Raw genomic sequence first — 23,339 nt, forward strand, 5'->3', positions numbered from 1 at the left:
GACCACGGTCCATGTGGAATTCCGGGACACGGCGTCCTCGATTTCCAAAGACCATTCACCCCAGCAGAGCGCAGATCCATGTTCACGAATCCGGGACGCGGTCAACGGAAAATCGCCATGGTCCGTCCGCGCAGGCGATTCTTATACTGATGCGGTCCGAATACACAGACGGGCGTCTGTAGACCCGTCCCCCAACCCAGCAGGAGACTCACGCACATGTCCAGTCACGCCCAACCGGCCACCGACAACACCTTTCATACCGCGCTCTACATCAATGACGAGGACTGCGCCGGAGAAGGCGATTTCATCGACGTCATCAACCCCGTGACGGAAGAATGCATCGCGCATTTCCGCGGCGCATCCCAGGCACAGGTCGATCACGCCGTCGCCAGCGCAGCGGCCGCCTTCGACAGCGGGGTCTGGGACGATCCGGAACTGCGCAAATCCGTCTTGCACAAATTCGCCGACCTGCTCCTGGAACACCGCGACGCGCTCATGGAGACGCTGATTACCGAAATCGGCACGCCGGCCAACCTGAAAGCCAATCACATCGACACCCCGGCGCGTTTCCTGCACTGGCAAGCCGATGCCGCCGCCGTAGACCGCACGCGCAACCTGGGCTTCAACAACACCCGCACGGCCACCAGCGTGGTGGCCTACCGGCCGGTGGGCGTGGTGGCTGCCATCACGGCATTCAACTATCCACTCCTGATCGGCGGCACCAAAATCGGCGCCGCCCTGGCCGCGGGCTGCACGGCCGTCCTGCTGTCTTCCCCCCAAGCGCCGCTGACGGTACTGATGCTGGGCGAACTGGCGCGCCGCGCAGGCTTTCCGGCCGGCGTTGTGAACTTCATCGCCGGCGGCGCCGACACCGGACGCGTCCTGACCGGGCATCCGGACGTCGCCAAGGTCAGTTTCACCGGCTCGGTCAACGTCGGACGCCAGGTCATGAAGCAATGTTCCGACGGTTTGCGCGGCCTGGTGCTGGAACTGGGCGGCAAATCGGCAGCCATCATGCTGCCGGGGGTGGACTTCAACAAATACGCCTTCTCACTGCACGCCCGCTACGCCCGCAATGCCGGCCAGGGCTGCGGCTCGCCCACTCGGATCCTGATCGAAGAATCCCGCTACGCAGAATTCGTGAAGATCAGCCGCGAGGTCTATCCCAGACTGAAGGTCGGCGATCCACACGATGCCGACACGATTCTGGGGCCTGTCGTCAGTTCGGCCCAGCGCGACCGCATCGAAGCCATGCTGGCGCGCGCCGTAGCCGCAGGCGGCGAGATCATCGCGGGCGGCGGCCGTCCCGACATCCAGAAGGGCTGGTACCTGAATCCCGCCCTGGTCGGCGAGGTGGACAATCAGTCGGAAATCGCGCGGGAAGAAATCTTCGGTCCGGTTTCGGTCGTGCTCACCTACCGCACGGTAGACGAAGCCATTGCCATCGCCAACGACTCGCCCCTGGGCCTGAAAGCCTATGTCTTCGGCAAAACGGACGAATGCCTGAAGTTGATCCCCAGGCTGCGCGTCGGCACGGTCCAGATCAACGGCGGCAGCCCCCTGCGGCCCGATGCGCCCATGACGGGATACAAGCACAGCGGATTCGGCAGCGAGTGGGGCGAGGACGGCCTGCGCGAATTCATGCGCCCCCAGCATATCGACTGCCCGGTCGCCTGAGCCAGGCCCCCGCGCTATGTGCGGAAGGATCCTGCTCCGCAACGGTCTGGGCGAGCTTCTGAATCGACAGCGGCGCGCAGCCCTCGGCATCGTTGCTGACGGTCACATAGGCCGGCTGGCCCGCGCCCGTGATGCCGTGGATGGTACGCGCGAGCACGGCGCGCGTGTGGAGGTCTTCGCTGAGAATGGCATTGAACGGACCATGCTTCTTCTGCGCATCGGCGTAGCCATACGGGCCGAAGATGCGATTCAGGCTCCACCGGCAGACCAGCGGACCCGGCCATAGCGCGCGCAGCATCGGCAGCTGCGCCTCGATCGGCGGCATCTTGCCATGCAGGCCCAGGCAGAACGTCGCGCCATGCGCCTGGAGCGTGTCGACCAGCGCCTGTCCCAGAAGTTCGGGGTCCCTGACTTCCACGGCGACGATCACGGAGGCGTGGGCGGACAAGGCCTGCCGGACGGCGGCCAGCATCCGGTCCAGCCGCTCCAGCAGCGCACCGGGACGGCCGAGCCAGTTCCAGGGTAGCGGGCTCAGCTGGAAGACGAGCACGCCGAGCTTGGCGCCCAGGCCCGCGAGCGTCGGCCGCACGAAATGCTCGACGGCCAGGCGCGGATCGAGAAAATCTGGATTGGGCTTGAGCGCCTTGCCCTCGTCGCCGCGGATCTGGGCGTCGGTGACGCCGGCCGGGCATTTGACGACGAAGCGGAAGTCCTCGTCGACCTGGGCCGCATAAGCGGCATACTGGCCGGCCGTCAGCGGGCGCCAGAAGGTGCGGTCCACGCACACCGTACGCAACAGCGGATGCCGATGGTAGGCGCCCAGCCCGTGTTTCGACAGCGTGCCGGGATCGTACTCACCGTCCCAGACCAGGCCGTCCCAGCCCGGGTAGGACCAGGTGGAGACCCCGAAACGCAGTCGCGGCGGAAGCCGCGACGCCAGTTCGCGCCAGGCCTCGACGGAGGGCGCGGGACGTACTTTGGCCGTGCGCCGGCGGGCGGAGGATGTCGAATCCGCCGGAGACGCCGCATCGGCCAGCGGCGCGGCCGGCTTGACCGGAAGCCGGGAAACAGCTTCCCCGAAAAGATCGCCTTGCATGTTCGTCATACCGGCATTGTGACAGGCGAAAGGGTACTTCAATGCCGCAAGAACCGGGACACGGCGAACGTTCAGCCGGTGCGCGCCATGGCGTCTCCTCCACCGGGAAACGGCCGGAAGGCCATCAGGACCAGCATCGCCACCAGCCCCAGGACGCCCGAGCCCACGTACATCAGCGCATAGCTGTCCAGGCGATCGTAGATCCAGCCGCCCAGCAGAGGCCCCGTGGACATGCCAAGGCTGCCCGCCATCGCCGATGCGCCGATCAGCGTCCCCATCATGCCCAGCGGGAAATTCTCGCGGATGAGCACGGCATAGAGCGGCATCGTCCCGGCATAGATGAAACCGGTCACCGCCGCCACGGTATAAAAGCCGCCAAGCCGGCTGACGGACACGTAGGCCAGCACGGCCAGGGCCTGCGCCAGCAGGCCGAGGACCAGCACCCGATGCGCGCCGAAGCGGTCGCCCGCCAAGCCGAAACCGAGGCGGCCGAACATGCCGGCCAGCCCCTCGACGCTGTAGATCGACACCGCCGCGATCGTCGAAATGCCGCACGTCATGGCATAGCTCACCGTATGGAAGATCGGTCCCGAGTGCGTCGCGCAACAGAAAAAGTTCGCCGTCATCAACAGGATGAACGGCCGCGAATGCACGGCCTGCCCGACCGACATGTCCGGCGGTCCGTGCCCCTCCGCCCCGGCGGCGGGCCGGTCCTCCAGCGCCGGCGGCCGGCGCACCAGCAGCGCGGCCGGGATCATCAGCGCCGCCACAATCCCGGCGATCGACAGCATAGCGCTCCGCCAGCCGTGCGCCTCGACCAGCCAGCCCGCGAGCGGGGCCATCGTCATGGGGGCCATGCCCATGCCGGCGGAGACCAGCGAGACCGCCAGGCTCCGCTGCGTATCGAACCACCCGGTGACGCACGCCATCATCGGCGCAAAGATCGCCGCCGTCGCGCCCCCCACCAACAGACCGAACAGGCACTGGAATTCGCCCAGCGTCGACGCCCGGCTGGCGAGCGCCAGGCTGGCCGCCAGCACCACCGATCCTCCCAGCACGACCGGCCGCGTGCCGTAGCGATCGGACAAACCACCCCACCCCAGGCTTGCCACGCCCATGGCGAGAAAGGCAATGGTCATCGCGACGGAGATACCTGTGACGGACCAGCCCGTATCCCGCGACATCGGCAGCAGGAAAACCGGAAGCGAGAACATGGCGCCCATGGCGACACAGCCCAACAGGCCCCCGGCCGCGACGATGATCCAGCGATAGGAACGGCTCATGCGCTTTCTCCGAAGGTGAAAAACAGGCGCCTTCGCCTTCAGGCTTCGCCGGGGACGTTGACCATCCAGGGCGTGCCGAAGCGGTCGGTCACCATCCCGAAGCCGGCCGACCAGAACGTGGCCTGGAACGGCATGGCCACCTGGCCGTCCCGGGCCAGGCCATCGAACACGCGCCGCCCCTCATCCGCGCTGTCCACCTGGATGGCGACCCACATGCCCTGCGGCTTCCGGTAGCCGCCCGCGCAGGCTTCATCCGCCTGCCCGGACATCCCCGGCATCGTGTCCGAGGCCATGATGGACTGCGCCCCCACTTGCAGATGAGCGTGCATGAGACGCCCCTTGGCGGCCTCCGGCAGCGGCGGCATCCCCTCCTGAGGCGGCATCTCGCCGAAGGTGGACTGGTGCACGATGCGGCCGCCGAACAGTTCCGCATAGAATGCCATGGCCTCGGCGGCATCGCCGTCGAAGTTCAGATAGGGCACGAATTGCATGGATGTCTCCTGATGTGGGTAAATAATTCGATGCTCTGGCGCCACTCATTGTGGACACCGTTCACATATATTGAAGCTTAAAATGAACAGCGTCCACATTCAAAATGTGCATGTTTGTAAACGATGCCCCCGAAAACCGATCGTCCGTCCCCGTCCATGACGCCCAGGCCGCGCAAGACGTATCGCCATGGCGACCTGCGCGCCGCCTTGATCGAGGCGGGCCTGGCGCTGGCGCGCGAAGGCGGCCCCCAGGCGGTGGTCTTGCGCGAAGCCACACGGCGAGCCGGCGTGGCGCCGAATGCGGCGTACCGTCATTTCGCCAATCATCAGGCGCTGTTCGAGGCCGTGCGCGCCGCGTCCCTGGGCGCGCTGGCCCGTGCCATCGAAGCGGAATTGCGCCCGGCCGAGGCCTTGCCGGATCCCGTCGAGCGCGCCCGGGCCATGCTGGCCGCCGTGGGGCGCGGCTACCTGGGTTTCGCGCAGGCGGAAACCGGGTGGTTCCGCACCGCCTTCGCGTTCGGCGCCTTCGATGTCGAGGTGCCGCCGGATCCCGCGCATACCGCCGACAAGGGATTGAATCCGTTCGAGCTATTGAGCTATGCGCTCGACACCCTGGCGCAGGCCGGCGTGTTGCCCGCGGACAGGCGGCCGGGCGCCGAGTTCCTGGCCTGGTCCTCGGTCCATGGCCTGGCGCTGCTCATCATCGACGGCCCGTTGCGCCACGCGCCGCCGGACGTGCGCACGGCGCTCGGCCTGCGGCTGCTGCGGATGGTGGAGAACGGGTTGTGAATCGCGACGGATCCGGACTGCGCCGAGTTCATGAGAATGCCGGCGCAAAATCCGCCAGATCACGGGACGGAGCCCCGGCGACAAAGAGGATCTGGAAATGAGCGATACGCTCGTCCGGCAGGAAGCAGGACTGGAGCGGGTGATGGGAATCGAACCCACGCTTGAGGCTTGGGAAGCCGCCGTTCTACCATTGAACTACACCCGCATCGAGGAGGATCGATGACGGCAAGGATTCATTGGTAAAATCGAGGTTCACCAAGCCCCTTGCAGCCCGACATTTTACCAGCATTTTGAACCTGCCCAAATCCCCCCCGCCCGTCGTGACGGCTCAGACTCCGTCGGGCAGCACGCACATCCGCAGCTTCGTCCACCGCCGCGCCCACATCACCCCAAGCCAGGAACAGGCGATCGCCGAATGGCTGCCGCGCTGGTCGATCCGCTACCAGGACGCGCCCATCGACCTGTCGGCGGCCTTCGGGCGGACGGCACCGACGATCCTGGAGATCGGCTTCGGCATGGGCGAGACCACCCAGAAGATCGCCCAGGCCCGGCCCGGCGACAACTTCCTGGGCGTGGAGGTCTTCAATGCCGGCGTGGGCGCGCTGCTCAAGCGCATCCACGAAAACGGACTGGACAACATCCGCATCATCCAGCACGACGCGGTCGAGGTGCTGCGCGACATGATCGCGCCGGGCTCGCTGGCCGGCGTGCACATCTACTTTCCCGACCCCTGGCCGAAGAAACGCCACCACAAGCGCCGCCTGATCCAGCCCGCGTTCGTCGAACTGTTGAGCAGCCGCATGGCACCGGGCGCGTACCTGCACTGCGCCACGGACTGGGAACACTACGCCCAGCAGATGCTGGAAGTCCTGTCGGCGGAACCGACGCTGCGGAACACCTGCGCGGACTACGCGCCGCGCCCCGACTACCGCCCGCTGACCAAGTTCGAGAACCGCGGCCTGCGCCTGGGCCACGGGGTCTGGGACCTGATCTTCACGCGGCGCGCTCAGGCGGACGCCGCGCCCGCACCGGAGGCCACCTGATGTATCCCGAGATCGAACCCTATGCGCAAGGCTTCATGGACGCCGGCCACGGCCACCGCGTCTACTGGGAACTGTGCGGCAACCCCCAGGGGCGGCCGGTGGTGTTCCTGCACGGCGGACCGGGCGCGGGCTGTTCGCCCGCCCATCGCCGCCTGTTCGACCCCGAGCGCTACAACATCCTGCTGTTCGACCAGCGCGGCTGCGGCCGCTCCACGCCGTCGGCCGACATCGAACGCAACACGACCTGGGACCTGATCGCCGACATCGAGCGTCTGCGCGCCGAGGTCCTGCACGCCGAGCGGATGGTGGTGTTCGGCGGCTCCTGGGGCTCGACCCTGGCGCTGGCCTACGCCGAGACCCATCCGGAACGCGTGCACGCCCTGATCGTGCGCGGCATCTTCCTGCTGCGCCAGGCGGAACTGCGCTGGTTCTACCAGGAAGGCGCGTCCTGGCTGTTTCCCGACCTGTGGGAAGACTACCTGGCCCCGATCCCCGAGGCCGAGCGCGACGACCTGATGGCCGCCTACCGCCGCCGCCTGACGGGCGACGACCCCCAGGAACAATTGCGGGCGGCGCACGCCTGGACCCAGTGGGAAAGCCACACCATCAGCCTGCTGCCCAATCCGGCGCACCATCGCGCGCACGCCGCCGACCAGGCGGCGCTGGCCTTCGCCCGCATCGAGAATCACTACTTCGTGAACCGGGGCTTCATGGAAGAGGGCCAGCTGCTGCGCGACGCGCACAAACTGGCCGACATCCCCGGCGTAATCGTGCAGGGCCGCTACGACGCCTGCACGCCGGCGAAATCAGCCTGGGACCTGCACCTGGCCTGGCCTCGGGCGGAATTCCACATCGTTCCGGACGCCGGCCACGCTTTCGACGAACCCGGCATCCTGACGCGGCTGCTGGCCGCCACCGACCGCTACGCCGGCGATTGAGGAGACCGACGCCATGAGCCTGAACATCCTGCTGAACGGCGCCGACACCGCCCTGGAAGGCGTGCGCACCGTCCACGACCTGGTGGTCCGCCTGGGCTACGAGGGCAAGCGCATCGCGGTGGAACTCAACGGCGACATCGTGCCCCGCAGCCAGCATGCCCAGGCCCCGCTGTCCGAAGGCGACCAGGTCGAGATCGTGGTGGCGGTGGGGGGGGGATGAGGCGGGACATGGGACAGTCCCCGCGGACTGTCCCATGCCAGACGAATCCGAGCGGCATGCAGGCCGCGAGGTGGAGAGATGCCTCAATCCTAGATCCTCCCCAGGCATGGCATACTTCAACCACCAGCAACACGCACCCAAAGGCGCACCATGCAAGGCCACCCCGAAGTCATCGCCTATCTCACGAAACAGCTGCGCGGCGAACTGGCCGCACGCGACCAGTATTTCCTGCATTCGCGCCGCTACCAGGACATGGGCCTGACCAAGCTCCACGCCCGCAGCGACCACGAAATGCAGGAAGAAACCCAGCACGCCGACAGCCTGCTGCAGCGCCTGCTGATGCTCGAAGGCGAGCCCGACATGCGCCCCGATGCCTTCACGGCGGGCACGGACGTGCCCGGCATGCTGCGCGCCGACCTGGAACTGGAATACGAAGTGCGCGCGTCCCTGCGCGAAGGCATCGCGATCTGCGAAACCCATGGGGACTACGTCACGCGCGACCTGCTGTTGCAACAGCTGCACGACACCGAGTCCGACCACGCCTACTGGCTGGAAAAGCAGCTGGGCCTGATCGAGAAGATCGGCCTGAAGAACTATCTGCAGTCGCAGACCTGATCCGCCAGCCGCCGCCCCCCCCCAATCCGGTCCGCCCCGCCTGACCGGCCGGGACAGGGCCGGACACGCCAGTGCGGGGGGACTGGTCAGCGGAAGCCGCCCCGGCCGAATCCGCCCAGGCCCTTCATCCCGCCCATGGCGCGCATCATCTTCGCCATGCCGCCCTTTTTCATCTGCTTCATCATGCCCTGCATCTGCTCGAACTGCTTGAGCAGGCGGTTGACTTCCTGGACCGGGACACCCGAGCCCGTGGCGATGCGGCGCTTGCGCGAAGCCTTGATGAGTTCGGGCTTGGCGCGTTCCAGCGGCGTCATGGAATTCAGGATGCCTTCCGTGCGGGCGAGCTGCTTTTCCGCCTGACCGCCCTGCACCTGGGACGCCGCCTGGGCGAACTGCGCCGGCAGCTTTTCCAGCAGCGAGCCCATGTCGCCCAGCTTCTTCACCTGCTGCAACTGGTCGCGGAAATCGTTCAGGTCGAAGCGGTCGCCGGACTTCATGCGCGCGGCGAGTTTCTGCGCCTCGGCGATGTCGATGTTCTTCTGGGCCTGTTCGACCAGCGACACGATGTCGCCCATGCCCAGGATGCGCTGGGCCATGCGTTCCGGGTGGAAGGGCTCCAGCCCGTCGAGCTTTTCCGACACGCCGACGAACTTCAGCGGCTTGCCTGTGACCTGGCGCACCGACAGCGCCGCGCCGCCGCGCGCGTCGCCGTCCAGCTTGGTCATCACCACGCCCGTCAGCGGCAGCGCGTCGGAGAAGGCGCGCGCCACGTTGACCGCGTCCTGGCCCTGCATGGCGTCCACCACGAACAGCGTCTCGATCGGCGAGAGCAGCGCGTGCAAATCGCGGATCTCGTCCATCATCGCCTGGTCGATGCCCAGGCGGCCCGCCGTGTCGACGATCAGCACGTCGTAGTGATGGCGCCTGGCGTGGTCCAGGGCTTCGCGGGCGATGTCCCGCGGCTTCTGCGTGGACTCGGTCGGCAGGAAATCGACCCCCACCTGGGCGGCCACGGTCTTCAACTGGTCGATGGCGGCCGGACGGTAGACGTCGGCGCTGACCACCAGGACCTTCTTGCGGCCGGTCTTGCGGCCGTACTGGACATGATTGCCCTCGGACAGCCACTTCGCCAGCTTGCCGACGGTGGTGGTCTTGCCCGCGCCCTGCAGGCCGGCCATCAGGATCACGGCCGGCGGCTGGGCCGCCAGCGACAGTTCGCCCGCCGCGGCGCCCAGGTCGCCCCCCATCAGGGCGGTCAGTTCCTTGTGCACCACCCCGACCAGCGCCTGGCCCGGATTCAGGCTGCCGACGACCTCCTGCCCCAGGGCGGATTCCTTGACCCGCGCCACGAAATCACGCACCACCGGAAGCGCCACGTCGGCCTCCAGCAGCGCCATGCGGACCTCGCGCAGCATCTCCTGGGTGTTGGCCTCGGTCAGGCGGGCCTCGCCGCGCATGGTCTTGACGACGCGCGACAGGCGGGATGTCAGGTTATCGAGCATGATGCCGTATCCGTAAAACTGGTTGATCCGTCGGCCAGCGCATAAAATGGATGCTTTTGGGGCGCGGCCCTGCGCGCCGGACACCGATAGGACTATGTCAGTCAGCATTGTATTTCACTTGCTCGCCGCACTGGCCTACGCCATACTGGGCGTCGCCCTGTGGCGCCCCATCGCGCGGGCGAGCGACGTCCGTCCCACCGGTACCATCGGCCGCAGCTGCCTGCTGGGCGCCATCGCCCTGCACGGCGTCGGCCTCGCGACCGCCGTGCTCGCGTCCGACGGCCTGTACCTCAGCTGGGCGCTGGCCCTGTCCACCGCCATGTGGCTGGGCATGATCGTCTTCTGGATCGAGAATTTCCTGCTGCGCCTGGACAGCCTGCTGCTCCTGCTGCTGCCCATCGCGGCATTGGTCAGCCTGCTGGCCGCCGCGTTCCCGCAAGGCTACCTGGTGCCCCACGCCAGCAACGACTGGCTGCGCGTGCACCTGCTGATCGCCATGACGGCCTACGGCCTGATCACCGTGGCCGCGCTGCACGCCATGCTGATGACCGTGCTGGACCGCCACCTGCACCGCCCCATCGAATCCGCCGGCGAACAGGGATCCATCGGCCGCGCCATGAGCGCCATGCCGCCGCTGCTGACCCTGGAACAGCTGCTGTTTCGCCTGATCTGGATCGGCTTCGGCGTGCTGACGCTGACCGTCCTGACCGGCATCGTCGTGTCCCTGCGCCTGGGCGGCCACGCCCTGCCCATGGACCACAAGACCGTCTTCACCCTGCTGTCCTGGGCCACCTTCGGCGTGCTGCTGGCGGGGCGCCACATCCAGGGCTGGCGCGGCCGCGTCGCCCTGCGCTGGACGCTCGCCGGCTTCGCCTTCCTGCTGCTGTCCTACACGGGCAGCCGGTTCGTCCTGGAAGTCATCCTGCAACGAGGCACTCTTGGGTAAATTCCTGCTCTGGGCGGTCATCATCCTGGCCGTCCTGTTCGTCTCCCGCGTCCTGAGCCACCAGAAGGCCAATGCCCGCCAGGCCGCCGCCCGCCGCCAGGCCGACGACGCGCGCGCCGCGTCCGAAACCATGGTCCGCTGCGCCCACTGCCGCATCTACCTGCCCCGGTCCGAGGCCTACCAGAGCCAGGGCAAGACCTGGTGCTGCGCGGAACACGCCCGGCTGGGCCTGGGGAAATAAGTGGCGGCGGGGGCGTCCTCCAAGCCCGCGCCGGGACTGCCCCTGTCCATCGGGCCGGATGGCTGGCTGGTTGACGAGCCCGGCATCCTGCGCCGCCCCTCCCCCAATCACGACCAGCGCCCCGACGGCGAGGATCCCTACCTGCTGGTGATCCACAACATCAGCCTGCCGCCCGGCGTGTTCACGGGCGACGCCATCATCGATTTCTTCCAGAACCGCCTGGACATCTCATCCCACCCCTGGTTCGAAAACATCCGCGACATGCGGGTCTCCGCCCATTTCCTCATCCGCCGCGACGGGACGATCGTGCAATTCGTGCCCACGGTTTTGCGGGCGTGGCATGCCGGCGTCTCGTCCTTTGAAGGCCGGGAGCGCTGCAACGATTTTTCCATCGGCATCGAACTGGAAGGCACGGATACGCTGGCCTATACGGATGCGCAGTACGAACGGCTGGCCGCACTGGCGGCGGCGATCCGGATCCGGCATCCGATCCGTGCGGTGCGGGGGCACGAGCATATCGCGCCGGGACGGAAGACGGATCCGGGGAGGGCTTTTGATTGGGAGAGATTTAACATTTATCCCCTATAAACCACCAAAAACAAAAATTAATCACAACCTTCCTCAAGCCAAGAATCAATAACTTAAGAACCAATCACACCAGTTTCTACAACAAAATTCTGAAGATAGATATCATATGTTAGAGTTGACTTCTCAGCCCACATCAATTCAGTCCATATACACCATGTACCGCGAAGATAAGTTATTCGTAAATCGCCGGTATCAACGCAAATTGGTTTGGACACTAGAAGAAAAACAACGGCTCATAGAGTCGATCATGAAACGATACCCAATCCCAGCAATTTTGATTGCTGAGAGAAAGTCCGGGGATGGCTACGAAATCATAGATGGACTCCAAAGATTGCATGCCATCGTTTCGTTTATTGAAACAGGATTCTCTACCCTAGATGGAGAATATTTTGATATAAAACATTTTCCAACTGCACAGGCTAGTGCTGATGCCGGTCTCTTCTATATCGGCCATATCCAAGATTGGATAAAACAAAAGGATGTCAGCGCAGTTCTTGATTACTCACTTGCATTCTCAGTCATGAGAAACGCTACAGATGAGGAAATTAATGACGTATTTGGTCGAATTAATACATATGGACACCGTCTAAGTGATCAAGAGCGTCGACAAGCAGGAGTAGAAAACGAATTCTCACAGATGATTCGATTAATCGCCTGTGATGTACGCGGGGATGCATCTGCAGATATACTTCCTCTCAAATCAATGCCAGCCATTAGCATTGACCTTCCCATGGCAAAACATGGCTACGAAGTTAAAGCTGATGAAGTAGTCTGGGTGGAGCAAGGAGTTCTTCGCTCGACAGACTTACGAGACAGTATGGACGAACAGTGTATTGCCGATATAGCATCATGCATTGTCGGCGGACAATTGATTGAGCGATCAAAAGACGCCCTTGATGCAATATATGATTCCACAACATCTGAAAGCGAAAGGGTAAATAACGCTTTAGAAGTATACGGTGTTAGCAAATTCTCACAGGAATTCAAATTCTGTCTTGATCAAATTCTCATCGCCTGCAACACAAACAGCCCGGATAAGCTTAGAAACATTATTTTCAAAAAAAGAACAACCAATGCGTTTCCAGCAGTATTCGCGGTTATTCTTATTGCCTTTCACGAGCTAATTATAAAAGAAGGAATGGTTATATCAGATAGCTTAGCAGTAAAAAAGGGGATTACCGGACTATCTAACCGCATTGACACAAGCCGCGGAGCAACATCTCCGACTGAGCGCCGTAGAAACATAGATACCATTAAGGGGCTTATATCTTGCGGTTTCATTAAATCAAAAGAACCACACAAAATATATGGAAATCACGCAATTGTAGATATTGAAACAGCAATCCGCCGTTCGGAAGCAGAACTTCCTGACTATGAGCTAAAGCAAGGCCTATTAACACTAAATCAAATCAGAAAAATAGATACAAAACTTATAGAAAAAGTTCTCAAGACACTATGTGCAATAGCAAATAATGGCCCTCATCGCACAGGAAAAATCATCATTGGAGTAACCGATAAGGATACTGACACCACAAAAATAAAACAATTAGATAAAATTGAACCGAAAAAAATTGGGAAACGTTACGTTGTCGGTATAGCTAGAGAGGCTAAAGCTCTCGGTATTTCTGTTGAGGAATACTACGCAAAATGGAAGGACGCAATCAAGTCATCTCCGCTATCTCAAAATCTTCGCGACTCTATTCTTTCACATATCGATTACAATTCTTTTTATGGTTTAGGAGTAATAATAATTACCATACCACCCCAGAAAGATCTTTCATACTATGGGGATAACGTATACTGGCGTAATGGAGATTCAACAGAAATAGCTAAGGCCGCCAAGCAGATTGCCGGACTAGCACAAAGATTTTAATTTTGATTCTTTAATGTTCTAGGGCGAAAACCCGGCACTAGCATAGAAATATCTTTCCATTAAAGATAACCGATGGATCCTCTACTCCCCCAAAAATCCCACCTCTTCCACACCCTCCACCACGCCCCCCGCGCCTTCATCATCCCCAACCCCTGGGATATCGGCACGGCGAAGCTACTGGCGGGCATGGGTTTCCAGGCGCTGGCGACCACCAGCGCGGGCTACGCCTATACCCGGGGCTTGTCCGACTACCAGGTCACCCGGGACCAGATGCTGGCGCACGTCAAGGAACTTACGGCGGCCACCGACCTGCCCATCAGCGCGGACATGGAAAGCGGCTACGCGGACACGCTGGAAGAGGTCGCGGAAACCTACCGCCTGACGGCACAGGCGGGCGCCGTGGGGGCCTCCATCGAGGACGCCACGGGTCGGCCGGATGATCCGATCTACGAACTGGCCAAGGCGGTGGATCGTGTGACGGCGGCGGTCGAGACGGTGCGGGCGCTGCCCTACCCGTTCATGCTGACGGCGCGGGCGGAAAACCACTTGCACGGCCGCACGGACTTGAAGGACACGATCCGCCGCCTGCAGGCCTACCAGGAGGCCGGCGCCGACGTGCTCTACGCGCCGGGGCTGCGCACGCGCGAGGACATCCTCGCCGTGGTGCGTTCGGTGGACCGGCCGGTGAACGTGCTGATGGGATCGCCCGGAATGCATTTCACGCTGGACGAGCTATCGGACATGGGAGTGAAGCGCATCAGCGTGGGCAGCGCGCTCAGCCGCGCGGCGTTCGGCGCATTCCTGCACGCCGGCCGCGAAATGGCGGAGCACGGCACGTTCACGTTCAGTGAAGAGGCGGTCAGTTATGCGGACATGGCCCGGCTTTTCGGCCCCGGCAGTCCATAGCGCGGGGAGCGTAGGATAGGCACCACAGCAAGATGGCCGCTTTCAGGCCCAGGCAGTAAAATGGAACATTCCTTCTGAATCAGGCATTTCATGTCCAGTCAGCGCATGCATCAACCTCCAAGCCAGGAAGCCATCCTGCGTGCCGTGGCCAGTTCCACGGCCATCGAAACGGGCCAACGCATCGCTGATATCGAAGCAAAATTGCGCAGCGGGGATAGTCATCTTCCCCAGGTTTCCCTGGCGGCGCTCAGCCGCCCTGCCCAGCCAGCGCAACGCTGACCAATGCGCGCATGGGCGCATAGTCCATGCCCACGCCGTGTTGGATCGCGGAGAAGTACGTGGTCCTGTCCGCATCCCACTGGCTGTAGTCCAAGAGGCCGCGACCGGCCTGCACCGCCATCACATCGGCCAGCAAACGGGACAGACGTCCGTTGCCTTCGCGGAACGGATGAATGAGGATGAGTTCGACATGGCAGACGGCGATGGCCTCGGCCAAGGCGCTGTCGTCGATATCATGGCAGGGCGTGTAGCGATGCAGGTATTTCCGCTCGAACTCGTCCAGCAATCGGGGAATCTGCATGGCGGCGGCGAAATGGAAGCCGTCCTTGCTCATGTTGACAGACCGGGGCCGCCCGGCCCAGTCGTACAGATTGCCCAGCCACTGATAGTGCCATCCCATCAGGTCGGCCACGTCCAGCCGCCGATTGGGAAACTGCTCCCGCATCATCCGTTCATAGAGCCGCAGCAACAGCCTCGTCTCGAGTTCGACCATCACGGCCGGATCCGTGATGCCTTGCCGATTCCGCAGCACCTGCGCGTTTGATCCGGGCTGGTATTCAGCCTGCGAACCGGTTGCTTGGTAACGGTTGGAGGTCATGCCATCATGATCCGCCCAACGCCCGCACCGTCCCCGAAATCCGGATGCTGGCGCCAATTTCCGGCGGGATTTCCGCATGGATCCGGCTGGGCGAACCCATGTCCTCGCCCTGGAGGATGTCGATGGCGCCACCGTGCGGCCAGCCCGCATCCCGCAGATAGCCGGCCAGCGCCGCGGCCGCGGCACCCGTGGCCGGATCTTCGTACACGCCGCCCGACGCGAAAGGGTTGCGGGCATGGAAAAACGTCGGCCGTTCCGGGTAGACCAAGGCGATGGTGGCAAAGCCGTGCGCCAGCATCAAAGTGCGGCCAGCGGCCTGGTCGTAGCGCATCTCGGCCAGCCGCTGCCGGCTGGACAGCGGCAGGATGAGATGCCGCGCGCCGCCTTCGGCGACGGCCGGAGCCAGGGACGGATGCAGATCCGCGGTCGTCAGGCCGAACAGCATCAAGCTGTCTCGCAGCAGATCCGACGAGGCCGGCTCGCTGCGCGTTGGCGGCGACTGCAGGATGGCCATCAGGCGGGTCCCCTTCCGCCGTCCTTCGACGGTGATCCGGGCCTTGTTGAGCTGCAGCGTGAACACGCCCTCGCCATGGCGCATGGCCAATGCCGCGCCCAGGGCAATGGTGGCATGCCCGCAGAAAGGCACTTCGATTTCCGGGGCGAAGTACCGCACGCGCCAGCCTTCGTCGGCGAGCGCCGCGAACGCCGTTTCGGAATAGCCGACCTCGGCGGCAATGGCCTGCATGGTGACGGCGTCCGGCAAGGCATCGCAAATGACGACACCGGCCGGATTGCCGCCGCTGTCGCCATCCGAAAACGCGGCCAGCCGGTCCACGGGATAGCCGTTGATTTGCTGGCTGGCGGTGGCATTCAAGGTCATGTGAGGCTCACTTTTTCAGTTGATCCCCAGTTTACTTGAGGCTCATCCAGCGGCATCAAAAGCGCGCCGGCCAGCCATGCCGATGAGCGTCAACGACGCGGAGACGGCCCGGCCGCCGCAAAGGCAAGTCCGTCCCCCCCTGTTCCGGCATATTGAAGTATTGAATGAAACTCGGATACCGGCTCCCGGAGAGCTGTCTGGTCCGAGCCCTACCCCTTCAACTCCGCCGCATGAAAGGCGATGTGCTCACCGATGAAGCTGGCGATAAAGTAGTAGCTGTGGTCGTACCCGGCATGCCGGCGCACGGTCGACAGATACCCCGCTTCGAGGCAGGCTTCTTCCAGCAGTCCGGGCCGCAGCTGTTCGTCCAGGAACTCGTCGTCCAGGCCCTGGTCCACCAGCATCGGCAGGTGCTCCGAGGGCGAGGCCGCATGGATCAACGCCACCGCGTCCCACTGCGCCCACGCCTCGCGATCCTCGCCCAGGTAGGCGGTGAAGGCCTTTTGCCCCCAGGGCACCCGCGAAGGCGCGACGATGGGCGAGAAGGCCGACACGCTGCGGTAACGCCCGGGATGGCGCAAGGCGGTGACCAGCGCGCCATGTCCGCCCATGGAATGGCCGGCGATCGACCGCGCCGACGAAGCGGGGAAATGCTGTTCGATCAGGGCGGGCAGTTCCTCGGCCACGTAGTCCTGCATGCGGTAATGGGCGGCCCAGGGCGCCCGGGAGGCGTTCAGGTAGAAGCCCGCGCCCTGGCCCAGGTCGTAGGCCGGGTCGTCGGCCACGCCCTCGCCGCGCGGGCTGGTGTCGGGCGCGACCAGGATCAGGCCGTGGCGTTCGGCGTGCGCCTGGGCGCCCGCTTTGGTGATGAAGTTCTGTTCCGTGCAGGTCAGGCCGGACAGCCAGTACAGCACGGGGCACGATTCGCCGCGCAGGGCGGCCGACGGCAGGAAGACGCCGATACGCATGTCGCATCCCAGCACGGCCGAGGCATGCCGCCAGACTTCCTGGCGGCCGCCGAAGCAGGCGTGTCGCTCAATGCGTTCCATAGTGCACCACCGAACGGATGGATTTGCCTGCGTGCATCAGATCGAAGGCCTCGTTGATGCCGTCCAGACCCATGGTGTGGGTGACGAAGGGCGCCAGGTCGATGTCGCCGCGCATGGCTTCCTGGACCATGCCGGGCAGCTGCGAGCGGCCCTTGACGCCGCCGAAGGCGGTGCCGCGCCAGGAGCGCCCGGTGACCAGCTGGAACGGCCGGGTGGAGATTTCCTGGCCGGCGCCCGCGACGCCGATGATGATGGACTGGCCCCAGCCCCGGTGGGCGCATTCCAGCGCGGCGCGCATGACGTTGACGTTGCCGATGCACTCGAAGCTGTGGTCCACGCCCCAGCCGGTCATGCCGACGATGACCTGCTGGACGGGTTCGGCGTGGTCCTTGGGGTTGACGCAGTCGGTGGCGCCGAAGACCTTCGCCAGCGCGAACTTGTCGGGGTTGGTGTCCACGGCGATGATGCGCCCGGCCCCCGCCTGACGCGCGCTCTGGACCACGGCCAGGCCGATGCCGCCCAGGCCGAAGACGGCCACCGTGTCGCCGGGCTGGACCTTGGCGGTATTGCGCACGGCGCCGATGCCGGTGGTCACGCCGCAGCCCAGCAGGCAGACCTGCTCGGGGTTGGCCCGCGGGTCGATCTTCGCCAGCGAGACTTCGGCGACGACGGTGTATTCGCTGAAGGTCGAGCAGCCCATGTAGTGGTAGATGGGCTTGCCCTGGTAGGAGAAGCGCGTGGTGCCGTCGGGCATGACGCCCTTGCCCTGGGTGGCGCGCACGGCCACGCACAGATTGGTCTTGCCCGATTTGCAGAACAGGCATTCGCCGCATTCGGCGGTGTACAGGGGGATGACGTGGTCGCCCGGCGCGACGCTGGTGACGCCCTCGCCGACTTCGACGACGATGCCCGCGCCCTCATGGCCGAGCACGGCGGGAAATACCCCCTCGGGGTCGTCGCCGCTCAGGGTGAAGGCGTCGGTGTGGCAGACACCGGTATGCGTGATCCGGACCAGGACTTCGCCCTTGCGGGGCGGTTCGACGTCGATCTCGACGATCTGCAGGGGTTTGCCGGCCTCGAAGGCCACGGCGGCGCGGGATTTCATCGGTCTGTCTCCAATTCCGCCCCGCCCGGCGCAGGCGGGGTTCAGGCCGATTATGGCCAGAAGCCGGCGGGAAGACAAACCGGGAGCGCCGCGATCCACGACGCTCCCGGTTCTCAGGGTCCTGATGCGCAGGGCGGCCCGGCTGCCCCACCTCGCGGCCTGCATGCCGCTCGGATTCGCCAGGCGTAGGACAGCCCGCAGGGGCTGCCCTACGTCCCGGCTCATCCCAGCAACAGCGCGTTCACCCGCTTCACGAAGGCGGCGGGGTCCTTCAGCGCCGCGCCTTCGGCCAGCATGGCCTGGTCCAGCAGCAGTTCGGCCCAGTCGCCGAACGACTCGTCGGGCTGCGCCTCCAGGCGCTTGACCAGAGCATGCTGCGGGTTCACTTCCAGGATGGGCTTGACCTCGGGGGCGTCCTGGCCGGCGGCCTTGAGCATGCGCAGCAGGTGCGGGCTGAGCTCGTGCTCATCGACGACCACGCAGGCGGGCGAATCCACCAGGCGCGCGGTGACGCGGACTTCCTTGACGCGCTCGCCCAGGGCTTTCTTCAGGCGCTCGATGGTGGGCTTGAAGGCCTCGGCGGCCTCGGCCTGCTGCTTCTTTTCTTCCTCGTCGGCCAAGGCGTCCAGATCCAGGCCGCCCTTGGCGACCGAGGCCAGAGCCTTGCCCTCGAATTCACGCAGGTAGGACAGCATCCATTCGTCCACGCGGTCGGACAGCAGCAGGACTTCCAGGCCCTTGCGGCGGAAGACTTCCAGGTGCGGGCTGTGTGCGGCGGCGGCGTAGGAGTCGGCGCTCAGGTAGTAGATCTTGTCCTGGCCTTCCTTCATGCGGCCGACATAGTCGGCCAGGGACACGGTCTGCGCGGGACTGTCGGACTGAGTGGACGCGAAGCGCAGCAGGCCGGCGATGCGTTCCTTGTTGGCGGGGTCCTCGCCCACGCCTTCCTTCAGCACCTGGCCGAACTGGGTCCAGAATTCGGCGTATTCCTCGGGCTTGTCCTTGGCCAGGTCTTCGAGCAGGCCCAGGATGCGCTTGGCGGAACCTTCGCGGATGGCGCGCACGTCGCGGCTTTCCTGCAGGATCTCGCGCGAGACGTTCAGCGGCAGATCGGCGGAATCGACCACGCCGCGCACGAAACGCAGGTAGGCCGGCAGCAGCTGGTCGGCGTCGTCCATGATGAAGACGCGCTTGACGTACAGCTTCACGCCCCGGCGCGCGTCGCGGTCCCACAGGTCGAAGGGCGCGCGCTTCGGGACGTACAGCAGCTGGGTGTATTCGCTGCGGCCCTCGACGCGGTTGTGCGTCCAGGCCAGCGGGTCCTCGTAGTCGTGGGCGACGTGCTTGTAGAACTCCTTGTACTGCTCGTCGGTGATGTCGGACTTGGACCGGGTCCACAGGGCGTTGGCCTGGTTGACGGTTTCCCACTCATCCTTGGTCACCTGCTCGGATTTCTCCGCGTCCCACTCTTCCTTCTTCATCTGGATGGGCAGGGAGATGTGGTCGGAATAGCGACGCAGGATCTCGCGCAGCTTCCAGCCCGACAGGAATTCGTCCTCGTCGGCGCGCAGCGTCAGGGTGACGGAGGTGCCGCGCTCTTCCCTATCGATGGCGGACACGGAGAATTCGCCCTGGCCGTCGGATTCCCACAGGACGCCTTCGGACGCGGACAGGCCGGCGCGGCGGCTGCGCACGGCGACCTTTTCGGCGACGATGAAGGACGAATAGAAGCCCACGCCGAACTGGCCAATCAGTTGCGCGTCCTTCTGCTTGTCGCCCGTCAGCTGGGAAAAGAATTCGCGCGTGCCGGACCGGGCGATGGTGCCCAGGTTGGCGACGGCCTCGTCGCGCGACAGGCCGATACCGTTGTCGGTGATGGTGACGGTGCGGGCGGCCTTGTCGAACTCGACGCGGATGCACAGGTCGGAATCGCCCTCGAGCAGTTCCGGATGGTCGATGGCCTCGAAGCGCAGCTTGTCGCAGGCGTCGGAAGCGTTGGACACGAGTTCGCGCAGGAAGATTTCCTTGTTGCTGTACAGGGAATGGATCATCAGGTGCAGCAACTGCTTGACTTCGGCCTGGAAGCCCAGGGTTTCAGCCGTCTTGGTGTCGGTTTCGCTCATGATTCGGATGGGTTCGAAGGTTCTTGCGGGATTGCATGGCACCCCGCGGACGGCCGAACGGCGGACGGCGGGGCGGGCTGCCTGTTCATATGGGGCCGGCGGACCGGGTTTTCAAGACCCGTGCTTACCACGTCGTCGGGTGCCCCATGCGGTCCGTCTCGTAGATCTTGTGCTCGCGCAGGCGCCGCAGCAGCCAAACGCCGGCCCGGCCCAAGGTGTGGGCTTTCTGCCAGACCAGGTCGATGCCGACCACCCAGTCGGTGTGCGGGTAGGCCGTCAGGGGCAGCTCCACCAGTTCGCCCGCCTCCAGCTCGCGCAGGATGAGCTGGCGCGGCAGCGTGGTCCAACCCAGGCCAGCGCGCGCCATTTCCAGCAGGGCCAGGTAGTTTTCCGCCCGCCAGCACTGGGTGGACTCCAGGTATTCGGTCGAAGGCAGGCGCTCGTTGTGCGCCAGGAACATCAGGCGCCGGTGCCCGCGCAGTTCCGCGAAGTCGATCTTCGGCAGCTTCGCCAGGGGATGATCATGGCGCACGACGTGCAGCAGGATCAGCTTGCCCATCTGCGCGAAGGCCAGTTCCCGGGGATAGTCCCGCTGCGCGAAGGCGATGCCCAGGGCCACTTCGCCCCGCAGCACCAGGCCGGACACGTCGCCGTCGAAGGCGTGGCGGATGTCCAGGTCCACGTACGGAAAGCGCGCGGCGAAATCCGCCAGCGGCGCCGTCAGCGTGTTGTGGGGTGCTTCGATCGCCAGGCGCAGGCGGGTTTCGGTGGCCTCGGACAGGTCCCGCGCATGGGCCTCCAGGTCCAGGCAGCGTTCCAGCACCAGTTCCGCCTGGCGCAGCAGCTTGGCGCCGGCCCCGGTCGGCACCGGCCACTTGCGGCTGCGGTCGAACAGCTCGACGCCCAGGTCGATCTCCAGGTTGGAGATCGCCGCGCTGACGGTGGACTGGGTCTTGCCCAGGCGCCGGGCGGCGGCGGAAAACGAACCCGCGCGGACCACGGCGGCGAAGGTCTCCAGTTGATCGAGCGTGTAGCGCATGCGACCTCGATATATCGTTTAAACCGATGGATGATGACTTGTTGTCTATGGTAATTCAAGTAGATCATGGCGCCACGATTTAAAAAAACCAAGGAGACACACATGGCCCGGCCAGAATCCGTCCACCCTGTGGATGAAATACTTCCCCTGAAACAGCTCTTCACCTTCGGCCTGCAGCACGTCCTGGTCATGTACGCGGGCGCCGTCGCCGTGCCGCTGATCCTGGGCAGCGCCCTGGGGCTAAGCCAGCGCGACATGGTGCTGCTGATCAACGCCAACCTGCTGACCTCGGGCATCGCCACGCTGATCCAGACCATCGGCTGCTGGAAATTCGGGGCGCGCCTGCCGCTGATCCAGGGCTGCTCGTTCATCGCCATCGCGCCGATGATCATGATCGGCAAGCAATACGGCATCAGCCACCTGTTCGGCTCGGTCATCGCCTGCGGCTTCATCACCATCCTGATCGCTCCGGTCTTCAGCCGCCTGCTGAAGTTCTTCCCGCCGGTGGTGATCGGCAGCCTGATCACCATCATCGGCGTCTCCCTGATGCCGGCCGCCGCCATCTGGCTGGGCGGGGGCAACCCGGACGCGGCCGACTTCGGCTCGGTGCCCAACCTGCTGCTGGGCCTGGCGACCATCGCCATCACCCTGTTCATCTACGCCCGCTACAAGGGCTTCGTGGGCAATCTGTCGGTCCTGATCGGCCTAATCGCGGGCACAGCCATCGCCGCCGCCTTCGGCATGACGAGCTTCGGCCACATGGACGAGGCCGCCTGGTTCGAGATCAGCCCGCCCTTCGCCTTCGGCATGCCCGAATTCTCAGTGGCGCCGATCCTGATCATGACCCTGGCCATGCTGGTCATCATGGCCGAGACCACCGGCAACGTGCTGGCGATCGGCACCATCGTCGGCCGTCCCTCGTCCCAGGAAACCCTGGGCAACGCCTTCCGTTCGGACGGCCTGTCGACCATGCTCGGCGGCATGTTCAACAGCTTCCCCTACAACGCCTTCACCCAGAACACCGGCCTGATCGCCCTGTCGAACGTCAAGAGCCGCTACGTCGTGGCCGCCTCGGGCGTGATCATGATGCTGATGGGCATGTTTCCCGCGCTGGGCGCGGTCATCGCCTCGATCCCGCGCCCGGTGCTGGGCGGCTGCGCCATCGTGATGTTCGGCATGACCACCGTGGCCGGCATCCAGGAACTGTCCCGCGTGCAATTCGAAGGCACCCGCAACGGCATCATCGTCGCGGTCTCGGTCAGCATCGGCGTCCTGCCCATGTCCTTTCCCGCCCTATTCGGCCACGTCGAAGGCCCGCTGCGCCTGATCCTCGACAGCGGCATCTTCCTGGGCGCCATCACGGCCGTCCTGCTGAACGTCCTGCTCAACGGCACGGGCGGGCAGCCGCGCACCGAGGACCGCGGCCAGCCGGCCGAGGCCCCGCGAAGCGCCCTGGAAACCTGAGGATCCACGATTCCCCCTTTCGGCCGCCGGGAACGCGGCGGCCCCACTCCACAAAAGGAAACACCATGAACACCGCCACCCGCCCCGGATCGTCCGGCCTCTCGAAGCTCGACATGGACCTGCTGCAGGAAGCCATCGCCCTGGCCGACCGGTCCCGGGCCAACGGGCACCATCCCTTCGCCGCCCTGGTGGCGGACCGCGAGGGCAACATCATCGCCATCGCGGAAAACAATTCCCTGCCGCCGTCGGGCGACCCGACCCAGCACGCGGAGCTCGCGGCGGCGGCCGCGGCGGCCCGCAAGCTGCCGCCCGAGGCGCTGCTGGATTGCACGCTCTACACCAGCGCCGAACCCTGCTGCATGTGCGCCGGGGCGATCTACTGGTGCAACATCGGCCGGGTCGTCTACGCCCTGTCGGAACACCGGCTGCTGGCGTTGACGGGCGACCATCCGGAAAACCCGACCTTCTCGCTGCCCTGCCGCGAGGTGTTCCTGCGCGGGCAGCGCCGCATCGAGGTCCACGGCCCCCTGATGGAGGACGAGGCGGCCGAGTCCCATCGCGGTTTCTGGAACGCGGAACCCGAGCACGTCTGAT

24 protein-coding genes and 1 tRNA gene are annotated in these 23,339 nt (G+C 64.6%); 13 read left to right on the top strand and 12 right to left on the bottom strand.

The genetic code is table 11. From position 1 onward, the window contains the following. Positions 1 to 216: 216 nt before the first annotated feature. Entirely contained in the window at positions 217 to 1,677 is a 1,461-nt protein-coding gene (locus tag ACFO27_RS07215; protein WP_376816734.1) for an aldehyde dehydrogenase family protein, read from the top strand. Here ACFO27_RS07215 and ACFO27_RS07220 read toward each other — a convergent pair. From ACFO27_RS07220 to ACFO27_RS07230, 3 genes are all read right to left on the bottom strand, one after another. Then, positions 1,640 to 2,773 carry a DUF72 domain-containing protein gene (locus ACFO27_RS07220; RefSeq protein WP_376816883.1) on the bottom strand — a complete coding sequence of 378 codons (1,134 nt, stop codon included), beginning with the start codon at positions 2,771 to 2,773 and terminating at the stop codon, positions 1,640 to 1,642. The genes ACFO27_RS07215 and ACFO27_RS07220 overlap by 38 nt on opposite strands. 71 nt (positions 2,774 to 2,844) lie before the next feature. Then, positions 2,845 to 4,056, bottom strand: coding sequence for an MFS transporter (locus ACFO27_RS07225; RefSeq protein WP_376816735.1), 1,212 nt, complete (start codon positions 4,054 to 4,056; stop codon positions 2,845 to 2,847). Between the two features lie 38 nt (positions 4,057 to 4,094). After that, entirely contained in the window at positions 4,095 to 4,547 is a 453-nt protein-coding gene (locus ACFO27_RS07230; protein WP_376816736.1) for a VOC family protein, read from the bottom strand. Between the two features lie 156 nt (positions 4,548 to 4,703). Between ACFO27_RS07230 and ACFO27_RS07235 the strand changes: the two genes are divergently transcribed. Continuing rightward, positions 4,704 to 5,336 (top strand): TetR/AcrR family transcriptional regulator, encoded by a 633-nt coding sequence (locus tag ACFO27_RS07235; protein ID WP_376816737.1) that lies wholly within the window; start codon positions 4,704 to 4,706, stop codon positions 5,334 to 5,336. A 131-nt stretch (positions 5,337 to 5,467) separates the two neighbouring features. Here the strand turns inward: ACFO27_RS07235 and ACFO27_RS07240 are convergent. After that, a tRNA-Gly gene (locus ACFO27_RS07240) sits at positions 5,468 to 5,541 on the bottom strand. A 115-nt stretch (positions 5,542 to 5,656) separates the two neighbouring features. Between ACFO27_RS07240 and trmB the strand changes: the two genes are divergently transcribed. The 4 genes from trmB to bfr all read left to right on the top strand — a co-directional run bounded on the left by trmB (position 5,657) and on the right by bfr (position 8,152). Then, positions 5,657 to 6,379, top strand: a complete 723-nt coding sequence (gene trmB, locus ACFO27_RS07245) for a tRNA (guanosine(46)-N7)-methyltransferase TrmB (RefSeq protein ID WP_376816738.1) — start codon at positions 5,657 to 5,659, stop codon at positions 6,377 to 6,379. After that, on the top strand, positions 6,376 to 7,317 hold the full coding sequence (gene pip / locus ACFO27_RS07250) for a prolyl aminopeptidase (protein ID WP_376816884.1): 942 nt from the start codon (positions 6,376 to 6,378) through the stop codon (positions 7,315 to 7,317). Before trmB ends, pip begins: the two co-directional genes overlap by 4 nt. A 19-nt stretch (positions 7,318 to 7,336) precedes the next feature. Continuing rightward, a complete protein-coding gene (gene thiS, locus ACFO27_RS07255) occupies positions 7,337 to 7,537 on the top strand; it encodes a sulfur carrier protein ThiS (protein WP_376816885.1) in 201 nt (66 codons plus the stop codon). A 150-nt stretch (positions 7,538 to 7,687) separates the two neighbouring features. Continuing rightward, positions 7,688 to 8,152 (top strand): bacterioferritin, encoded by a 465-nt coding sequence (gene bfr / locus ACFO27_RS07260; RefSeq protein WP_376816739.1) that lies wholly within the window; start codon positions 7,688 to 7,690, stop codon positions 8,150 to 8,152. Between the two features lie 86 nt (positions 8,153 to 8,238). On the opposite strand, the gene ffh is transcribed toward bfr, so the two are convergent. Continuing rightward, on the bottom strand, positions 8,239 to 9,654 hold the full coding sequence (gene ffh, locus ACFO27_RS07265; protein WP_323023301.1) for a signal recognition particle protein: 1,416 nt from the start codon (positions 9,652 to 9,654) through the stop codon (positions 8,239 to 8,241). Positions 9,655 to 9,748: 94 nt separating this feature from the next. Here ffh and ACFO27_RS07270 point away from each other — a divergent pair, with 94 nt between their 5' ends. The 5 genes from ACFO27_RS07270 (at position 9,749) to ACFO27_RS07290 (ending at position 14,208) form a co-directional block, all read left to right on the top strand. Beyond that, a complete protein-coding gene (locus ACFO27_RS07270) occupies positions 9,749 to 10,600 on the top strand; it encodes a cytochrome C assembly family protein (RefSeq protein WP_376816740.1) in 852 nt (283 codons plus the stop codon). Continuing rightward, on the top strand, positions 10,593 to 10,841 hold the full coding sequence (locus ACFO27_RS07275) for a PP0621 family protein (RefSeq protein WP_323023303.1): 249 nt from the start codon (positions 10,593 to 10,595) through the stop codon (positions 10,839 to 10,841). Before ACFO27_RS07270 ends, ACFO27_RS07275 begins: the two co-directional genes overlap by 8 nt. Before the next feature lie 36 nt (positions 10,842 to 10,877). After that, positions 10,878 to 11,429 (top strand): 1,6-anhydro-N-acetylmuramyl-L-alanine amidase AmpD, encoded by a 552-nt coding sequence (ampD, locus tag ACFO27_RS07280; RefSeq protein ID WP_376816886.1) that lies wholly within the window; start codon positions 10,878 to 10,880, stop codon positions 11,427 to 11,429. 154 nt (positions 11,430 to 11,583) lie between these two features. Beyond that, positions 11,584 to 13,302, top strand: coding sequence for a GmrSD restriction endonuclease domain-containing protein (locus tag ACFO27_RS07285; RefSeq protein WP_376816741.1), 1,719 nt, complete (start codon positions 11,584 to 11,586; stop codon positions 13,300 to 13,302). Positions 13,303 to 13,374: 72 nt separating this feature from the next. Then, complete coding sequence (locus ACFO27_RS07290) at positions 13,375 to 14,208, top strand: isocitrate lyase/PEP mutase family protein (protein ID WP_376816742.1); 834 nt, start codon at positions 13,375 to 13,377, stop codon at positions 14,206 to 14,208. A gap of 42 nt (positions 14,209 to 14,250) precedes the next feature. Here the strand turns inward: ACFO27_RS07290 and ACFO27_RS07295 are convergent, their stop codons facing one another. The 7 genes from ACFO27_RS07295 to ACFO27_RS07325 all read right to left on the bottom strand — a co-directional run bounded on the left by ACFO27_RS07295 (position 14,251) and on the right by ACFO27_RS07325 (position 21,281). Continuing rightward, positions 14,251 to 14,430: a hypothetical protein gene (locus tag ACFO27_RS07295; protein ID WP_323023307.1), complete on the bottom strand. Its 180-nt coding sequence runs from the start codon at positions 14,428 to 14,430 to the stop codon at positions 14,251 to 14,253. Between the two features lie 25 nt (positions 14,431 to 14,455). Next, on the bottom strand, positions 14,456 to 15,085 hold the full coding sequence (locus tag ACFO27_RS07300; RefSeq protein ID WP_376816743.1) for a Fic/DOC family protein: 630 nt from the start codon (positions 15,083 to 15,085) through the stop codon (positions 14,456 to 14,458). A 4-nt stretch (positions 15,086 to 15,089) separates the two neighbouring features. Next, on the bottom strand, positions 15,090 to 15,965 hold the full coding sequence (locus ACFO27_RS07305; protein WP_376816744.1) for a PhzF family phenazine biosynthesis protein: 876 nt from the start codon (positions 15,963 to 15,965) through the stop codon (positions 15,090 to 15,092). 209 nt (positions 15,966 to 16,174) lie between these two features. Next, positions 16,175 to 17,014: an S-formylglutathione hydrolase gene (gene fghA, locus ACFO27_RS07310; protein WP_376816745.1), complete on the bottom strand. Its 840-nt coding sequence runs from the start codon at positions 17,012 to 17,014 to the stop codon at positions 16,175 to 16,177. Continuing rightward, positions 17,001 to 18,119 carry an S-(hydroxymethyl)glutathione dehydrogenase/class III alcohol dehydrogenase gene (locus tag ACFO27_RS07315; protein ID WP_376816746.1) on the bottom strand — a complete coding sequence of 373 codons (1,119 nt, stop codon included), beginning with the start codon at positions 18,117 to 18,119 and terminating at the stop codon, positions 17,001 to 17,003. Before ACFO27_RS07315 ends, fghA begins: the two co-directional genes overlap by 14 nt. A 221-nt stretch (positions 18,120 to 18,340) precedes the next feature. Next, the gene (gene htpG / locus ACFO27_RS07320; protein ID WP_376816747.1) at positions 18,341 to 20,242 is read right to left on the bottom strand and encodes a molecular chaperone HtpG; all 1,902 of its coding nucleotides are present in this window, start codon (positions 20,240 to 20,242) and stop codon (positions 18,341 to 18,343) included. Positions 20,243 to 20,366: 124 nt separating this feature from the next. After that, on the bottom strand, positions 20,367 to 21,281 hold the full coding sequence (locus ACFO27_RS07325; RefSeq protein WP_323023317.1) for a LysR family transcriptional regulator: 915 nt from the start codon (positions 21,279 to 21,281) through the stop codon (positions 20,367 to 20,369). 102 nt (positions 21,282 to 21,383) lie between these two features. On the opposite strand from ACFO27_RS07325, the gene ACFO27_RS07330 reads away from it, so the two are divergent. After that, positions 21,384 to 22,745 carry a nucleobase:cation symporter-2 family protein gene (locus ACFO27_RS07330; protein ID WP_376816748.1) on the top strand — a complete coding sequence of 454 codons (1,362 nt, stop codon included), beginning with the start codon at positions 21,384 to 21,386 and terminating at the stop codon, positions 22,743 to 22,745. A 65-nt stretch (positions 22,746 to 22,810) separates the two neighbouring features. Next, complete coding sequence (locus ACFO27_RS07335) at positions 22,811 to 23,338, top strand: nucleoside deaminase (protein WP_376816749.1); 528 nt, start codon at positions 22,811 to 22,813, stop codon at positions 23,336 to 23,338. Position 23,339: the final 1 nt, after the last annotated feature.

The organism is Castellaniella denitrificans (genome assembly GCF_042653765.1).
Lineage (GTDB): Bacteria > Pseudomonadota > Gammaproteobacteria > Burkholderiales > Burkholderiaceae_B > Castellaniella > Castellaniella denitrificans.

Excerpts from the sequence above, each read along its gene's own strand:
- htpG (WP_376816747.1), bottom strand. The coding sequence starts at position 20,242 with ATGAGCGAAACCGACACCAAGACGGCTGAAACCCTGGGCTTCCAGGCC.
- ACFO27_RS07285 (WP_376816741.1), top strand. The coding sequence starts at position 11,584 with ATGTACCGCGAAGATAAGTTATTCGTAAATCGCCGGTATCAACGCAAA.
- fghA (WP_376816745.1), bottom strand. The coding sequence starts at position 17,014 with ATGGAACGCATTGAGCGACACGCCTGCTTCGGCGGCCGCCAGGAAGTC.
- ACFO27_RS07315 (WP_376816746.1), bottom strand. The coding sequence starts at position 18,119 with ATGAAATCCCGCGCCGCCGTGGCCTTCGAGGCCGGCAAACCCCTGCAG.
- ACFO27_RS07215 (WP_376816734.1), top strand. The coding sequence starts at position 217 with ATGTCCAGTCACGCCCAACCGGCCACCGACAACACCTTTCATACCGCG.
- ACFO27_RS07235 (WP_376816737.1), top strand. The coding sequence starts at position 4,704 with ATGACGCCCAGGCCGCGCAAGACGTATCGCCATGGCGACCTGCGCGCC.
- ACFO27_RS07330 (WP_376816748.1), top strand. The coding sequence starts at position 21,384 with ATGGCCCGGCCAGAATCCGTCCACCCTGTGGATGAAATACTTCCCCTG.
- bfr (WP_376816739.1), top strand. The coding sequence starts at position 7,688 with ATGCAAGGCCACCCCGAAGTCATCGCCTATCTCACGAAACAGCTGCGC.
- ACFO27_RS07230 (WP_376816736.1), bottom strand. The coding sequence starts at position 4,547 with ATGCAATTCGTGCCCTATCTGAACTTCGACGGCGATGCCGCCGAGGCC.
- ACFO27_RS07325 (WP_323023317.1), bottom strand. The coding sequence starts at position 21,281 with ATGCGCTACACGCTCGATCAACTGGAGACCTTCGCCGCCGTGGTCCGC.
- ffh (WP_323023301.1), bottom strand. The coding sequence starts at position 9,654 with ATGCTCGATAACCTGACATCCCGCCTGTCGCGCGTCGTCAAGACCATG.
- ACFO27_RS07300 (WP_376816743.1), bottom strand. The coding sequence starts at position 15,085 with ATGACCTCCAACCGTTACCAAGCAACCGGTTCGCAGGCTGAATACCAG.
- ACFO27_RS07225 (WP_376816735.1), bottom strand. The coding sequence starts at position 4,056 with ATGAGCCGTTCCTATCGCTGGATCATCGTCGCGGCCGGGGGCCTGTTG.
- ACFO27_RS07270 (WP_376816740.1), top strand. The coding sequence starts at position 9,749 with ATGTCAGTCAGCATTGTATTTCACTTGCTCGCCGCACTGGCCTACGCC.
- ACFO27_RS07295 (WP_323023307.1), bottom strand. The coding sequence starts at position 14,430 with ATGACTATCCCCGCTGCGCAATTTTGCTTCGATATCAGCGATGCGTTG.
- ACFO27_RS07220 (WP_376816883.1), bottom strand. The coding sequence starts at position 2,773 with ATGCAAGGCGATCTTTTCGGGGAAGCTGTTTCCCGGCTTCCGGTCAAG.
- ACFO27_RS07290 (WP_376816742.1), top strand. The coding sequence starts at position 13,375 with ATGGATCCTCTACTCCCCCAAAAATCCCACCTCTTCCACACCCTCCAC.
- ACFO27_RS07335 (WP_376816749.1), top strand. The coding sequence starts at position 22,811 with ATGAACACCGCCACCCGCCCCGGATCGTCCGGCCTCTCGAAGCTCGAC.
- ACFO27_RS07305 (WP_376816744.1), bottom strand. The coding sequence starts at position 15,965 with ATGACCTTGAATGCCACCGCCAGCCAGCAAATCAACGGCTATCCCGTG.